The sequence below is a fragment of the Candidatus Brachybacter algidus genome, assembly GCF_016707225.1.
Taxonomy (GTDB): Bacteria; Bacteroidota; Bacteroidia; order Chitinophagales; family Saprospiraceae; genus Parvibacillus; species Parvibacillus algidus.
Genome location: NZ_JADJID010000001.1, coordinates 1,121,531 through 1,137,189, shown reverse-complemented (window position 1 = coordinate 1,137,189; position 15,659 = coordinate 1,121,531). Strand labels below are relative to the sequence as shown.

Here is a 15,659-nt window from a genome sequence, read left to right as displayed (position 1 = left end):
AATTTATTTGATTCCCTTTTTTTATTGAAGACTATTTTGCTATTCCGTTCTTTCGTAAATTAAACCTGGCCCATCGCATTGGGACCAGCTGCTTATAGCTCTGGTATTTGTTTGCAACCATAACTCTTCTGATAAACCCTGATAACAAGTTGCAACAAGTATATTTGCTTCAGAAAAAGTAGTTATGAGGTAATTTCCTTCTTTTCTAAGATCAAAAGCATAAGTTCCATTTTTAATAAAAGTAACACCATCCTTTGTTCTTGATTTGATAAAAGTTCCATCCTGTTTCAATAAATAATATTCTTGCCAACTCATCTGATCACCGGTAGTAACAGAGTTAGGAATATCTCCTGACATTTGAACTAAAACCCACTTTTGAGGAAACTCATATTCTTTAAGTGTGTTTAGATTGTCTTCACTTTTACTGCAAGATGTAATGCAAAAAGCGAGCATTACAAAAAGAATAAGTTGTTTCATTTTATTTATCAGTTAATTTTTATAAATCTTGTATACAACCAATGACGTTAATTTATCTTGATTGGTTGGATTTGCAATATTTTTATATTGGAGGTGATGATTTTGTATTCCGATTCTACAGCATTCAAAAATTCAAAAATATTTTATTAATATTTCAAGAATATTTTTCTTCAACTTGGTATAAGGAAACTGAAATGGCCAAGTAATCCCACCTTTTATGTAGGACTTAAGAACGGCGCGCTCATTTGAAAATTCTTTAAAACCAAAATATCCATGAGACTTGCCTATTCCTGAGTGATTTACACCTCCCATAGGTAAATATGTTTGCACGAAATGTGCCATAGTGTCATTAATGCAAACACCTCCACTCGATGTATTTAATAAAACTTCATTTAGCCATTTTTTATCATTGCTAAATAGATACATAGCCAATGGTTTATGCTTTTTATTAATAAATTTGATCGCATCTTCTACATCATTGTATAATACGATCGGAAGAACAGGACCGAATATCTCTTCTTCCATAATAGCTGCAGAACTATTCATCATAAGCAATGTAGGCCCAAAAGCCAACCGACTTTTATCCATTTTGCCTCCAAAGACAATCTGATTACCATCTGAAACTGCATCCTGAACTAAATTCTCAATTCTTTTGAAATGGCTTTTATTTACAATCCCTGTTAGAAATTCAGAATCAGTAGATTTTTCTCCAAACGAATCTTTAAGATAGGTAGACAACTTATCAACAAATTCATCTTTTTTATCCTTGTGAACTAAAATATAATCCGGCGCAATACATGTTTGACCGGCATTTAGAAATTTACCCCACCCTATTTGTTTAATACAATCTTTGATTGGATAATTTTCATCAATAATTACAGGTGATTTACCGCCCAACTCCAAAGTAACAGAAGTCAAATTAGTGGAAGCGTTCTTCATTATTTGCTTTCCTACATTTGTAGAACCGGTAAAATGAATATGGTCAAAGGGTAGTTTTGGCATTTCTGTTGAAACTTCTGCCCCAGTAAATATGACTGCTACTTCATCCTCTTCGAATACTCCACTTAATATTTCTTTGATTACTTTGGAAACATTTGGAGAATATTCGGAAGTTTTTAATATCGCCACATTTCCAGAAGCAATACAAACTGCCAGATGCGTCATACTAAGGTAGAAGGGGTAATTCCAAGGAGTAATTATCAGGCAATTTCCTTTGGGTTCGAGTAATATTTTACTTTTAGAGCCAATAAAGGGTAATGAATTCTTAACAGGGTTGCTTCTCATCCACCTTCGTAAGTTTCGAGAAATATTTCTGATCTCAGATAAGGTTGGGAATATCTCTGAATAACCTGCTTCAATCGAATGCTTTTTAAGATCTTTGAAAAGTGCTTCTTCGATTTCTGTGCGATGTTTTAGTATTTCATTATTAAGCAAATTTAATTTATCCTTTCTTTCCTCAGCACTTCGATTTTTTACATTCTGGCGATTAGCAATTTGGCTTTCGAATACCGTTTTAACTTTATCAAACGTATCAAACACGAATGTTTGACCATCTCGGGAAGAGATAGAATTTTGTAATACTTCACTCATAAAAGTAAAATTAATAAATTTTAAGGAAATTTATGAAACTTACAACTTTGCTTTTGATTTAGTATAATTTTAATATAATTATTTAAACAATAAAGCCCATATATCGTTAACTAACTTATATTTGAAATCACGGCAACCTCTTTTATACTAAACAATATTGCATGCGTAAATATTCGGTTTTCATTATTATAGCTATAATCATAGCATCTCTTTTTATTATAAAATCATTATTTTTTCCAACTCCAAATGAAGGTAATGCTAATGCAAGTAATGGTAAAAAAATGGATACTCCTGCTTTAGCCGTTGATATTATGGTATTAAAAAACCAAAAGGCAGCAAATGAAATACAATCAACTGGAACCATCCTACCAAATGAAAAAGTAGAACTTGCCTCTGAAGGATCAGGTAAAGTCGTAGGAATTTACTTTAAAGAAGGTAGTTATGTTAAATCTGGGCAATTGTTGGTAAAACTAAATGACAAAGATCTCAGGGCACAATTGAACAAAGCCAAGGTAGCTTTAACATTATCTAAAGACAAAGCTTCTAGACAAGAAAAACTTTTAGCAATTCAAGGAACTAGCAAAGAAGATTTTGATATTGCTCAGAATCAGGTCTTAAGCTACCAAACAGATATCAACTATTATGAATCTTTAATTTCTCAAACAGAAATTCGAGCTCCGTTCAGTGGGATAATTGGGTTTAGAAGTATTGCATTAGGAAGTTATGTTAGTCCATCAACAGTTGTGGCAACATTACAGCAACTTAACCCTATTAAAATTGAATTTACGGCCCCAGAAAAATACCTCAATGAATTTAAAGTAGGTCAACCTTTTGAATTCACATCAGAAGGTAACAGCAATAAATTAACTGCAAAAGTCGCAACCATTGACCCCCAAATAGATTTAAATACGAGATCAGTCACCATCAGAGGTATAGCAGAAAATAAAAGTGGGCTTTTACCCGGCAATTTTGTTAAGATTAATATTGACGTAACCAAAGATATTCAAACTATTCAAATCCCTACATCGGCAGTTGTACCTATTTTGAAAGGACAAAAAGTGTATATCATTAAAAATGGTAAAGCTGAAGAAAAAGAGATTATAATTTCTGATAGAGACGACAAAAATGTGCGTGTTGAGAGTGGTGTTAAGGAAGGTGACAGCTTAATTGTAACTGGTATTATCATGTTAAAACAAGGTATGTCCGTCAAACCTTCTAAAACTCTATAATTCAATGGCAAGTTTATCGACTATAAGTATTAACAGGCCTGTTCTGGCTATTGTAATGAACCTTGTAATTTTATTATTTGGTTTCATCGGATTTAAATCTTTGGGTGTGCGTGAATTCCCATCTGTAGATCCACCGATCATTAATGTAAGGTCGAGTTACCCCGGGGCGAACGCCGATATCATTCAATCTCAGATCACCGAACCGCTTGAAAAGGCTTTGAATGGTATCCAAGGTATCAGAACCATTTCTTCTTCGAGTAATCAGGGAACTTCTAATATTTCCGTCGAATTTGATCTTTCGGCAAATTTAGAAAGTGCTGCCAATGATGTAAGAGACAAAGTATCGCAAGCTGCAAGGCAACTACCCAAAGATCTGGATGGTGCACCTATCGTATCCAAAGCTGATGCAAATTCAGATGCAATCATCTCTATGACTGTACAAAGTAGTACTAGAAATCATATGGATTTAAGTGATTACGCCGAAAATGTTCTTGGACCTAAATTACAAACTATTACAGGCGTATCTAGTTTACAGATTTGGGGTCAAAAGAAATACGCAATGCGATTATGGTTGGAGCCATCGAAACTAGCGTCATATCAACTCACAGCCATTGATGTTTCAAATGCATTACAAGCACAAAATGTAGAACTTCCTTCAGGAAAAATCACAGGAAATGAAACAGAGCTAACCATCAAAACAATTGGTAGATTAAGCACTCCTCTTGAGTTTAATAATATGATCATCAAAAGTTACCCTGATGGTCGCGACATAAGGCTGAAAGATATAGGTGAAGCAAGGTTAGGTCCGGAAAATGAAGAAACAATCCTACGGGAAAGTAATATTCCTATGATCGCTCTTGCCCTGGTGCCTCAACCCGGTTCTAATTATATTGAAATAGCAGATGAATTTTATAAGAGACTAGAGCAAATCAAAAAAGATGTACCAAAGGATATCACTCTAAATATAGCTTTGGACAATACACTATTTATTAAAAATTCAATATCTGAAGTTGAGGAGACATTCATTATCTCGTTGTGTCTGGTTGTCCTCATCATTTTTCTATTCTTCAGAAGTTGGATCGTTGCTTTTAGACCACTGATTGACATACCTGTTTCCTTATTAGGTGCCTTTTTTGTGATGTATGTGATGGGTTACTCTATCAATGTTTTGACACTCCTTGCTATAGTACTTGCCACTGGGCTTGTAGTGGACGATGGTATTGTCGTAACAGAAAATATCTATAAAAAGATTGAAAAAGGTATGGCACCCAAAAAAGCTGCTATAGATGGAGCGAATGAGATATTTTTTGCGGTTATTTCTACCTCTTTTACACTTGCTGCGGTGTTCATGCCCGTAATATTTCTGGAAGGTTTTGTCGGTCGCTTATTCCGTGAATTTGGTATTGTCCTGGCATCATCTGTTTTGATATCTGCCTTTGTTTCTCTATCACTCACGCCTATGCTTAATGCATATCTAACAAAGAAGAACAATGAACATGGTTGGTTGTATAGAGTTACAGAACCATTCTTTGAAAAAATGGAATCAGGATACAAAAATAGTTTAACCGCATTTTTGAAAGTAAGGTGGTGGGCATTTGTGATCATTGCAGCCGCCATTGGTATCGTTTGGATATTTTTTGGAAAACTTAAAAATGAATTAGCACCGCTCGAAGATAGAAATGCCTTTAGGTTGGCATTAACAGCGCCTGAAGGATCTTCTTTCGAATTTACAGATGGCATAATTCAGTCATTGGTGACAACTCTTCGAGATTCAATTCCGGAATTAGATATCTTACTTTCTGTTACAGCACCAGGGTTTTCAGGATCAGGTGCTCCAAACACCGGCTTTGTCAGATTGAGACTGGTGGATGCATCAGAAAGAGAAAGAAGCCAACAAGATATTGTAAATCAGGTCAATCGCATTTTAAAAAGTGTTACTAACGCAAAAGTATTTGCAATTCAAGATCAGACAATATCAGCAGGAGGAGGACCAAGGGGTGGATTACCTGTATCATTTGTATTACAAGCTCCTAATTTTGAAAAGTTAAAAGAAGTAATCCCTGAATTTATGAATCGTGTCAGCACCGATCCAACATTTCAAGGAAATGACATAAATCTTAAATTCAATAAACCTGAGTTAAATGTCACTATAGACAGAGATAAAGCAAAAGTATTAGGTATTTCAGTCGGAGAAGTCGCTCAAGTACTCCAAACTGCTTTTTCTGGCCAACGATATGGCTATTATATTCAGGATGGTAAACAATATTCAGTAATTGGTCAATTTGACAGAGCAAATAGAGATGCTCCGATTGACCTAAAATCATTATTTCTTAAAACAATAAGTGGAGAAATAGTACAACTTGATAATTTAGTAAAAATAGAAGAAATAAGCAGCCCTCCTCAACTATATCACAACAATCTTTACCAATCGGCAACAGTTTCTGCAGGGCTTGCTCCAGGTAAGACCATTGCTGATGGAATAGATGCTATGGAAAAAATATCAAATGACCTGCTTGACGATTCTTTTTCTACAGATCTTACAGGGGCATCAAGAGATTATGCAGAATCCTCTTCAAACATTATGTTTGCGTTGATTCTTGCTTTGTTGCTAGTTTATCTTGTATTGGCTGCACAGTTTGAAAGCTTTATTGATCCGCTTATAATTATGTTTACTGTTCCACTAGCCTTTGCAGGAGCGATATTTTCTTTGTGGTATTTTAATCAAACCATGAACATCTTTAGTCAGATTGGTATCATCATGCTCATAGGGCTTGTTACAAAAAATGGAATCTTAATAGTGGAGTTTTCAAATCAAATAAGAGAAACGGGAAAGTCCAAAATGACTTCAATTATAGAAGGTGCATCGGCAAGATTAAGACCGATCTTGATGACCAGTCTTGCTACTTCACTTGGTGCAATGCCGATTGCAATTTCATTTGGTGCTGGAGCAGCCAGTAGAAAAGGACTTGGAGTAGTCATTGTAGGTGGAATTCTCTTTTCTTTGATATTGACATTATTTGTAATACCCGCCCTTTACACCTACTTTTCAAGGAAAAAACCGCATCCGATCGAGGAGGGCGATGAATTGGTACAGGATGTCGCTACTATTTAAAACAACTACTATGCATTACATTAGAATATCAATGTTTCTGATATTATCTCTAAGGGCTTATCTAGGACTAAATGGACAGGAATCTGACCAACTGAAATCATATGAGGTGAAGATCCTTGAATCAAATCTTGCAAAAAAAGCAGATGCTATCAACGTAGAGATAGCAAAAAACAATTACACAAAAGGAAATGCAGGTCTAACACCAAATGTAACTTTAGATGCTGGAGATAATGTCTCCTATACTGCAAATGTGAATGAATCTGCAAATGGTGTTACTAAAAATGGGTTTAAGCTAAATAATTCTATTTCTGCAGGGGTATTCGGTAATATGACGCTTTATAATGGAGGTCGTAATCAAAATCTCTACGAAAGATTTAAAATTCTTGTTGACGCTGCAGATCTGAATCAAAGAGAAATATCCGAAAACCTTATTTACCAGGTTAGAAGCCTTTATTATCAGGCCATTCGGCAAAAGCAACTTATTAAGACCACGCAAGTTGCAATTGAATATTCAAGACAAAGATTACAACTGGCTTCCAATAAATTAGAAATTGGAACAGGTAATAAAGTGGAAGTACTTCAGGCACAATTGGATCAAAACGAGTATCTGACAAATATAGAAAACTACAAAGTTGCTTTGGATAATATCAGCATACAAATCAACACCTTAATGAACCTTCCTACTGATACTTCCATCATCATATCAGATACAACTTTTGTCTTGAACAACATTAATAAAGAGGAAATCATGAATAGTTTTACACAAAGAAATGTAGAACTAATGCGCAATCGAATTAATTACGCCTTGGCATTAAATAAAGAAGCAGATATCCGAGGGTTACTAAAACCTACAATATTGGGTAGTTTAGGATACTCTTATACCAGAGCTGATAACGGAGGTGGTTTCTTCAGAGTCAATTCTTCCAATGGATTAGCTGGTGGAGTAACTATTTCTATTCCGATTTATGATGGTAAGGCCATCAAGAGTCAGATTAAAAATGCAGAGTTGGAAACCAAACAAATTGAACTCTCAAGACAAAATACTGAAATTCAACTATTAAGCAATCTAGAGCAATATTACAGAAATTACCAAAACTCTATCAATCTGACAAAGCTTCAGGAGGATAATGTTAAAAATGCTGAAGAAAATATTAGTATTGGGTTGGCAAGATTTCAGGTTGGAGTAACGAATGGTTTTGAATTTAAACAAATACAGCAATCTTATACAGATGCTAATTTTAGGTATATTGATGCTTTATATTTAGCTAAATCAAATGAACTCGAACTCTTATATTTGTCAGGAAATATCCTCAACCAATAATCGTAGTTAAAATATATAAAATCCAACTAAGTGAAAATCAAGTTATTAATTGGAATAATATTAGGAGCACTCGGTGTGATTATGGGTGCCTTTGGAGCTCATAGTCTCAAGCCTTTAATTTCACCTGAATCTTTGAATAGCTATCACACTGCTGTTAGTTACCAATTTTATCATGTTATGGCTATCATTCTTGCATATCTTCTATATCAACATAAGCCATCCAAATACATATCCTTTGCGGCAAGTAGTTTTATAATCGGTATCATTTTATTCTCCGGCTCTTTATACATTCTTTCTACAAAGGCAGTTACTGGTTTTGAAAACATGACGATAATCGGCCCTTTGACCCCAGTTGGAGGATTATTTTATATTATTGGTTGGTCATGCCTTTTTATGGGTATACTAAGATCTCAAAAATAAGTATCGATAAATTGTGATGTTTAAGTAGGGTTAGAAGTTATCTGCTTTTTAACCATATTGAAGGATTCAAAGGATTCTGTTTGTTCCATAATTCAAAATGTACTTCAGTATTGCCCGTGTCTCCGTTTACTGCAGCCCTTCCTATTGAATCTCCTTTTTTTACTTTTTGTCCTTTGTCAACATTGACAGACTCTAAGTTTGAATATATCGTGTAATACTTACCATGATTGACCATAACAGTATTCTTATATCCTGATAGAAATGCAATGTGAACTACTTCTCCATTAAATATGGCAGTGACCTCTGCATTGGCATCCGTTTTGATATCTATTCCATTATTTATAATTTCAACGTGGCTTAACTCAGGGTGTACTTGCTTGCCAAATCGTCTAACAATTACACCTCTTTTAACCGGCCAGGCAAAACTTCCTCTGTTAGCTTGAAAATCTGAAGATATGCTAGCACTCTCAGGAGTTTCAGACATTACAAGTTCCTTCTTTTCGGTTACTTTTGTACTTTTAATAACCGTAGCTTCTTTCTTTACCTCTTCAACATTTTCAGTTGCTATTACAACATCTGCAGATTTAGCTTCCTTTTTAGCATTGGCTGCCTCTATGGCTGCAGCTCTTTCTTTCTCCTTTTTCCTTTCTCTTGCAGCCAGCTCGCGGGCTTCACGTTCCTTTTTCTCAATTTCTTTTCTTATTGCTTTCTCAATATCGTTTGCAATCGCTCTTTGCTGTTTTTTCTGACGATTTAGATCATTTATCAACTTTTTTTCCTCTACTGTTAGATTTGAAAGTACAGTATTCTTTTTCTTAAGGTCATTTAGAAGAAGATTTGATTGTTTCTCCTCCTTATTCAACAATACTTGTTTTCCTGATTTCATGTTTTCAAGACTTGCTAATTCCACTTCGATAGCAAGTTGTTTTTGAGCTATCGAAAAGGCCTTGGCTTTTCGATTCTTTTTGATAGTCCGCAGATACATCCATCTGTTGAAGGCCTGATTCATGCTGGTTGATGAAATTATAAGCATCCACTCATTTGTCATAAGACTTGCTTTGTATGCACTTCTCATGATTTTTGCATACTCCTTCTTTAAGTTTATAATCTCAGATTTTAAACTATTAATAGCATCATTTTTATCATCAATGATTGTTCTTACATATTGAATTTCTGTCTGAACTTCTTCAATAGTACCCTTTCTTGAGTCAATTTTCTTTTGGATTGAATTAAAATCTTTGAGCGTAGAAGCTTTACTATCTTTAGTTTGCTGTAATTGATCTTGAGTTTTTTTAATATTTTGTTCTACCTTCTTCTTTTTTGATTCAAGATCATTGGCATTCTGGGCAGACAAATATCCACATCCCAAAAACAAAATTAGCAGTATGAAAGATGATTTATTGCTATTCCATAGGCTTATACCCGACAGGAATCTCAAAAGGTGTTTTAAAGGATTGATTTCTATTGACTTCGTCGAAAGCAAGATTGACATATAGTAGTTTTACATTATCTGAAAGTATCTCAATATCACGAAGGTAAGAAAACTTTTTTTCATCATATAATAATTTATAATCTCCTAATTTGATATTTACGACATTTTCTTTCTTAAGATCACGAATTACATAAGTTATCATCTCATTGAAAACTGCATTGATACCGATCTCAATTCTTTTATCATCATTCTGGCTAGATAAGTATTTCATATTTTCAGTCGTTCTTAGGCTATCTATTCCTTTTGGAAAATACACCGCATTTCCTGCAATTATCTCATACAACACCTGAAAATCAATAGGAGCATTCATTTGTGTCTGGATCTGGGACCAACTTTTCTTTAAAAATGTTCTGTGAAGCCTGTCAACAGCAAAAAGTGAATCTTTTGTAGCGAGAACCCTTGCCCCTTCCAATCCGAATTTCTTTAATTGCATCCAGATGATACTATCCTTCCTCATCCTGATATTAAATGTAAAGGAATAATTATCACTTTTATTCTGCAATTCCATGTCCCCTTTCATTTCTACTAGATCAAAATCTATGTGCAATGGACGTAGTATGCCACCTATCTCAAGTTTCTTCATTTTCACAACTGGAACTTCCACAGAATCCTTAATTACTGCAACCTGATCAGTTTGAGTATTTTTAGATTTTGAAGCAGCTGTTCTTTTTGAATTGGAACATGATGCGATCATAAAAGCTAGTACCAACAGGATATATATTCTCATTCTTTGATTTAATTGTATTTTAGAACAGTCTAAATGAATTAATAGTTAAAAGTGCAAAATTATTGTTTTAATCCATTTAACAAAATCATAAAAAATAAGCACCTTTACAAAAAGTAATCATCAATGAAAGATGCAAGTCATAGCAAATTCCAAAAAGGTGATTAGACAGATTTAAACGTTATCTATAAAAATAAATTGAATGTATCCTGATTTATCCTACGTCTTTCATGATCTATTTGGCACTGCAACGGACAACTGGGCGTCCATCATAAAAATGTTTGGCTTCATGATGGCCATTGCTATACTTATCAGCAGTTATTTCCTAGGCCTGGAAGTCAAAAGACAAGAATCAAATGGTAGATTAAAGCCTTTAAAAATAACAAAAGACGGCAAAACCAGCATAGTCTATCCGCACGAAAAAGTTGGGGATATCACAATTATGGCTGCTGTCTCCGGCGTTATTGGAGCAAAAATCTTTGCACTTTTTGAAAGCGTTGATTCTATCAAGATGTTCATACGTGAACCGATTCAATCATTATTTTCAGGAAGTGGACTTGCTATATACGGTGGTCTGATCGTTGCATTCTTTGCAGTAACCTGGTATGCAAAGAAATTTGGATTCAAAACGCTGGATATATGCGATGCTACGGCACCGGCATTGATGCTCGGTTATGGGATAGGAAGAATTGGTTGTCAATTATCAGGAGATGGTGATTGGGGCATAGTTGCTTCAAGTCCGAAACCATCGTGGTTCGTCTTTCCTGATTGGTTGTGGTCCAATACATATCCCAGAAATGTTGCGATGGAAGGCGTAAAGATCCCTGACTGTGTAGGAAAATATTGTAATGAACTTGCTCAAGGAGTCTACCCTACTCCAGTATATGAAACTATTTTTGCATTTATTATTTTCGGCATACTATGGTCTATCAGAAAAAAATTAAAAGTAGCGGGCCAATTATTCTTTGTCTATTGCATTTTGAATGGCTTTGAGAGATTTTTCATCGAAAAGATCCGTGTCAATGACAAATTTTATTTTGGTGATATGGCGCTTTCGCAAGCAGAAATTATCGCTACTTTACTTTTTATTGGTGGTTTGATAGGGTTTTACATTGTTACAAAAAATTCAAAAAAAGCTTCAAACCAAATACCTGCTTAACTCTCTGAATTATTTTTAACAAATTAAAAATTAACATATATAAAAAGCAGTAATAATTACTATTTTTGTGCGCTTTTAAAATAAGAACATGTCCGGTAAACAAATAGACGTAATAATAGGATTGCAATGGGGTGATGAAGGTAAAGGTAAGATTGTTGACTACCTTGCTGAGAAATATGATTTGGTCTGCAGATTTCAGGGTGGCCCAAACGCAGGTCATACATTGAAGATCGATGGCCAAAAATTTGTACTGCATACAGTACCAAGTGGAATATTTAGACCCCACATCATGAATATCATCGGTAACGGTGTTGTCATAGACCCAATCACTCTTACTAAAGAACTTGATAATTTACGTAATCTTAATATAGATTATAAATCAAGAATGAAGGTCAGCAGGAAGGCTCACCTAATTCTACCGACCCATAGGCTCTTGGATCTAGCTTCTGAATCTTCAAAAGGTATAGAAAAAATTGGGTCAACATTAAAAGGTATTGGACCAACTTACATGGACAAGACCGGAAGAAATGGTCTTCGAATGGGGGATCTTTTCAAACCAAATTTCAGAGAGTTATACGACAAGTTGAAGGATAAGCATTTATCTCTAGCCAAACAATTCGGTAAAGTTGAATATGATCTTGCCACTGAGGAAGAGAAATGGTTTCAATGTGTCGAAACCATTAAAGAATTAGAGCAAATTGATTGTGAATACTATATCAATAATGCGATAGAATCTGGAAAAAAAGTACTTGCAGAAGGTGCACAAGGCTCTTTGCTTGACATTGATCATGGTACTTATCCATACGTGACCTCTTCTAATACGATCACAGCCGGGGTTTGCAGTGGCTTGGGTGTAGCTCCAAATAAAATAGGAGAAGTAATTGGAATAACGAAAGCTTATTGCACCAGAGTCGGCTCGGGACCATTCCCTACAGAGTTGCATGATGAAATTGGTGAGAAAATCCGTCAGGAAGGCAATGAGTTTGGTTCCACAACAGGAAGACCTCGAAGATGTGGTTGGATCGATTTGCCAACACTACAGTACAGCATAATGCTAAACGGCGTTACTCAGCTAGTGATGACTAAGTTGGATGTCTTAAATAATTTTGAAACACTGAAGGCTGCTACTTGTTATAAAGTAAATGGAGAAGAAACCAATGTGGTTCCTTATGATCTTGAACAATCAATGGAGTGTGTGTATAAGGATTACAAAGGTTGGAATTCTTCATTAGAAAATATAACTGAAACAGAAAATCTTCCGGTTGAAGCCTGGGTTTTTGTTACAGACATTGAAAAAAGACTTGGAGTTCCCTTCACGATTATTTCTACAGGACCTGAACGTGAGAAGTTAATTCTTAGATAAAATAAACATCTGAAATGTTTGAAAAAGGTTCTAAAATAAATAGCATTCTTGGCTTCAAATGCCCTAGATGCCATAATGCCGATCTATTTCCAACTAAAATACTTTCTTTCAAAGGTTGGTTTAAAATGAATGACACCTGCAGTAATTGTGGCCAGAAATATACTCTGGAACCGGGATTTTACTGGGGTGCGATGTACATCGGCTACCTTTTATCAGTTGTTTTGATCTTTACTTTTTTTGCATTATTTTTCTTCGTTTTTGGATTTGGTGTGGACGTTGCATTTTTACTGGTGATGGCAGTAATATTTTTTCTCTACGCATTTATATTTAGATTGTCAAGAGCTATATGGATCAATATGCACGTTCATTATAATCCTGATACTGTCAAATAGCATTGTTCCTCCAATTTGAAGGCATACTTTTACTGTATACATTATAATCTTGAGCATCTTCATTTAATTTGCTAGCTATCATCGAAGCTATTCTTCCAAGCTCACGCTCTTGATCATCTTGATCTTCTTTAGTAAAATATTTCGAGACAAATCCTGTATCAAAATCACCACTCACAAAAGCAACATGGTTCATTACAAAATGACCAAATGGCAGAGTGGTCTCCAAGCCACGTATGTTATAATCTGAAATAGCTGCTTTCATTTTTTCAACGCACATTGCTCTATCCTCTGCCCAAACAACTAACTTGGAGATCAAAGGATCATAAAAGACAGGAATATCATCTCCTTCCACATAACCACTATCGACCCTAATACCTATTCCTTCAGGTTCCTTATATTCCATTAACGTTCCTACAGAAGGAAGAAAACTATTGTAAGCATCTTCTGCATATACTCTGAGTTCCATTGCATGCCCATGGATTTTCAAATCCTCCTGAGTAAATGACAGCTCCTCCCCTCTTGCAATTTTTATTTGCTCCACCACTAAATCTAAACCGGTAATCATTTCTGTGACAGGATGTTCGACCTGAAGTCTGGTATTCATCTCCAAAAAATAGAAATTCATGTCAGCATCCACTAAAAATTCAACCGTACCCACTCCACTATAATTACAAGCCCTTGCGGCATTGACAGCTGCAGCGCCCATTTCTGAGCGCATCTGAGTTGTCAAAATTGCACTGGGCGCTTCCTCTATTACTTTCTGGTGTCTGCGCTGGATGGAACATTCCCTTTCAAATAAATGACACACATTTCCATGATTATCGGCAATAACCTGGATCTCAATATGTCTTGGCTTGACCAGATACTTTTCAATCATGACTGCACCGTCTTTAAATGCTGAAATCGCTTCACTTACGGCCCTGTCATATGATTCATCAAAGTTTTCATCTACATCAACAGCTCTCATCCCTTTTCCACCTCCTCCGGCAGCCGCTTTAATTAGCACAGGATAGCCTACTTTTTGAGCTGCCTTTCTGGCTTCCTCCTTATTGTTCAAAACTCCCTGAGAACCAGGAACCATAGGAATATTGAAAGCTTTTACAGCCTCTTTAGCGGCAAGTTTATTTCCCATTGTAGTAATGGCTTCCGGACTTGGTCCTATGAAGATTATTCCGGCATCGTTAACCATTGACGCAAATTCAGCATTTTCACTCATAAATCCATAACCTGGATGAATGCCGTCCGAATTAGATTTTATAGCTATTTCAATGATCTTCTCAGCGTTCAAATAGCTCTCATTCAGCGCATTACTGCCTATATGATAAGCTTCATCTGCAGTATGAACGTGTAATGCATTAGCATCTGCATCTGAATAGATCGCTACAGTCTTGACACCGATCTTTTTACAACTTTTTATTATTCTTACGGCTATTTCGCCTCGATTGGCTATTAGTATTTTTTGCATTTAACTTAAGTTGAAATTGATGAATTTGTTCTAAATGAAAAGTTTTAGAATTAATTTATTTATATGGTTGATATCAATAATTTCTTGATCTTCAAAGTTATGACTATTAATGGCACTTATAGACTTTAATCCTGAAACTGAATTGGTAATAAAGCACGAAATGTAAGTACTTAAATCGGAAAGATAAATACTTTTTTCTTTAATTTTAAGATTAATAATCTTCTGATTTTCAATCAAATACTTCCTCATACAACCATCAAGACAACCACTTTCAAGAGAAGGAGTAACAATGATACCATCTTTTTGGATAAAAAAAATGTTTGAGTAGATACATTCTACTACTTCTCCTTTTTCGTTCAAAACTAATAAATCATCCAAACATCTCTCTTTGCACTCAAGCGATAGCAGGACTTGTTCTGACTTAGCAATTGTCTTATAATTGGACAATCCTTTGGAGTAAATAGTTACACTTTCAGCGATTCCGACCAAATGGATTATCTGCCCCTCTTGATTTGATGGGTTAACAGCAGGCTGAACATTAAAATTGTAAGTTGCAGTATGGTGTTGCGGCAGATAAAAACCATTTCCATTACGAATAATATTTAATCTAATTCTTAATGCATGCCCTGTTGTTTTAAATTCTCTGAGCAAAATCTCAAAATTCGTTAAATCCAAAAGCTCTTCCGGCAGGATTAATTTTAATTTGTGTGCCGTTTTAAGTATGCGCTCATGATGCAGATGGATCAATGCAACTTTGCCATTAATCATCAACATGGTCTCAAAAAAACCATCACCGTACATTTGTCCCCTATCCAACATATGGTGTGAAAATATTACTTCTCAACCAAGTTTTCTAAATTTTTATTTAAATATTGTGAGAAGTTGAGAAAGTGAGAGGGTGAGAGGGTTATGCTT

Annotated in this window: 13 protein-coding genes; 7 read left to right on the top strand and 6 right to left on the bottom strand. The window is 35.2% G+C overall.

Translation table 11 applies throughout. From position 1 onward, the window contains the following. Window positions 1-39 precede the first annotated feature (39 nt). Entirely contained in the window at window positions 40-477 is a 438-nt protein-coding gene (locus IPI15_RS04625) for a hypothetical protein (RefSeq protein WP_287401046.1), read from the bottom strand. Between the two features lie 132 nt (window positions 478-609). Further along, entirely contained in the window at window positions 610-2,067 is a 1,458-nt protein-coding gene (locus IPI15_RS04620) for an aldehyde dehydrogenase family protein (protein WP_287419342.1), read from the bottom strand. Between the two features lie 161 nt (window positions 2,068-2,228). Here IPI15_RS04620 and IPI15_RS04615 point away from each other — a divergent pair, with 161 nt between their 5' ends. The 4 genes from IPI15_RS04615 to IPI15_RS04600 are packed head-to-tail and all read left to right on the top strand — an operon-like array spanning window position 2,229 to window position 8,149. Beyond that, a complete protein-coding gene (locus IPI15_RS04615) occupies window positions 2,229-3,296 on the top strand; it encodes an efflux RND transporter periplasmic adaptor subunit (protein WP_287401043.1) in 1,068 nt (355 codons plus the stop codon). Window positions 3,297-3,300: 4 nt separating this feature from the next. Next, the gene (locus tag IPI15_RS04610; protein WP_287419340.1) at window positions 3,301-6,408 is read left to right on the top strand and encodes an efflux RND transporter permease subunit; all 3,108 of its coding nucleotides are present in this window, start codon (window positions 3,301-3,303) and stop codon (window positions 6,406-6,408) included. 10 nt (window positions 6,409-6,418) lie between these two features. Next, complete coding sequence (locus tag IPI15_RS04605) at window positions 6,419-7,729, top strand: TolC family protein (RefSeq protein ID WP_287401041.1); 1,311 nt, start codon at window positions 6,419-6,421, stop codon at window positions 7,727-7,729. Window positions 7,730-7,759: 30 nt separating this feature from the next. Continuing rightward, window positions 7,760-8,149 carry a DUF423 domain-containing protein gene (locus tag IPI15_RS04600; protein WP_287401040.1) on the top strand — a complete coding sequence of 130 codons (390 nt, stop codon included), beginning with the start codon at window positions 7,760-7,762 and terminating at the stop codon, window positions 8,147-8,149. A gap of 37 nt (window positions 8,150-8,186) precedes the next feature. Here IPI15_RS04600 and IPI15_RS04595 read toward each other — a convergent pair whose 3' ends face one another. Both IPI15_RS04595 and lolB1 read right to left on the bottom strand, forming a co-directional pair. Beyond that, complete coding sequence (locus IPI15_RS04595; RefSeq protein WP_287419339.1) at window positions 8,187-9,641, bottom strand: murein hydrolase activator EnvC family protein; 1,455 nt, start codon at window positions 9,639-9,641, stop codon at window positions 8,187-8,189. After that, window positions 9,553-10,368, bottom strand: a complete 816-nt coding sequence (lolB1, locus tag IPI15_RS04590) for a lipoprotein insertase outer membrane protein LolB1 (RefSeq protein ID WP_287401038.1) — start codon at window positions 10,366-10,368, stop codon at window positions 9,553-9,555. Before lolB1 ends, IPI15_RS04595 begins: the two co-directional genes overlap by 89 nt. Before the next feature lie 199 nt (window positions 10,369-10,567). Here lolB1 and IPI15_RS04585 point away from each other — a divergent pair, with 199 nt between their 5' ends. The 3 genes from IPI15_RS04585 to IPI15_RS04575 all read left to right on the top strand — a co-directional run bounded on the left by IPI15_RS04585 (window position 10,568) and on the right by IPI15_RS04575 (window position 13,279). Beyond that, window positions 10,568-11,524, top strand: a complete 957-nt coding sequence (locus IPI15_RS04585; RefSeq protein WP_287419337.1) for a prolipoprotein diacylglyceryl transferase — start codon at window positions 10,568-10,570, stop codon at window positions 11,522-11,524. A gap of 88 nt (window positions 11,525-11,612) precedes the next feature. Continuing rightward, window positions 11,613-12,887, top strand: coding sequence for an adenylosuccinate synthase (locus tag IPI15_RS04580; protein WP_287401035.1), 1,275 nt, complete (start codon window positions 11,613-11,615; stop codon window positions 12,885-12,887). A 14-nt stretch (window positions 12,888-12,901) separates the two neighbouring features. Continuing rightward, window positions 12,902-13,279, top strand: a complete 378-nt coding sequence (locus IPI15_RS04575) for a DUF983 domain-containing protein (protein WP_287401034.1) — start codon at window positions 12,902-12,904, stop codon at window positions 13,277-13,279. Here IPI15_RS04575 and IPI15_RS04570 read toward each other — a convergent pair. Together IPI15_RS04570 and IPI15_RS04565 are read right to left on the bottom strand one after the other, a co-directional pair. Further along, window positions 13,272-14,744, bottom strand: a complete 1,473-nt coding sequence (locus IPI15_RS04570; RefSeq protein WP_287401033.1) for an acetyl-CoA carboxylase biotin carboxylase subunit — start codon at window positions 14,742-14,744, stop codon at window positions 13,272-13,274. The two genes, IPI15_RS04575 and IPI15_RS04570, sit on opposite strands and share 8 nt — an antisense overlap. Window positions 14,745-14,774: 30 nt before the next feature. Continuing rightward, the gene (locus IPI15_RS04565) at window positions 14,775-15,545 is read right to left on the bottom strand and encodes an aminotransferase class IV (RefSeq protein WP_287401605.1); all 771 of its coding nucleotides are present in this window, start codon (window positions 15,543-15,545) and stop codon (window positions 14,775-14,777) included. Between the last annotated feature and the right edge of the window lie 114 nt (window positions 15,546-15,659).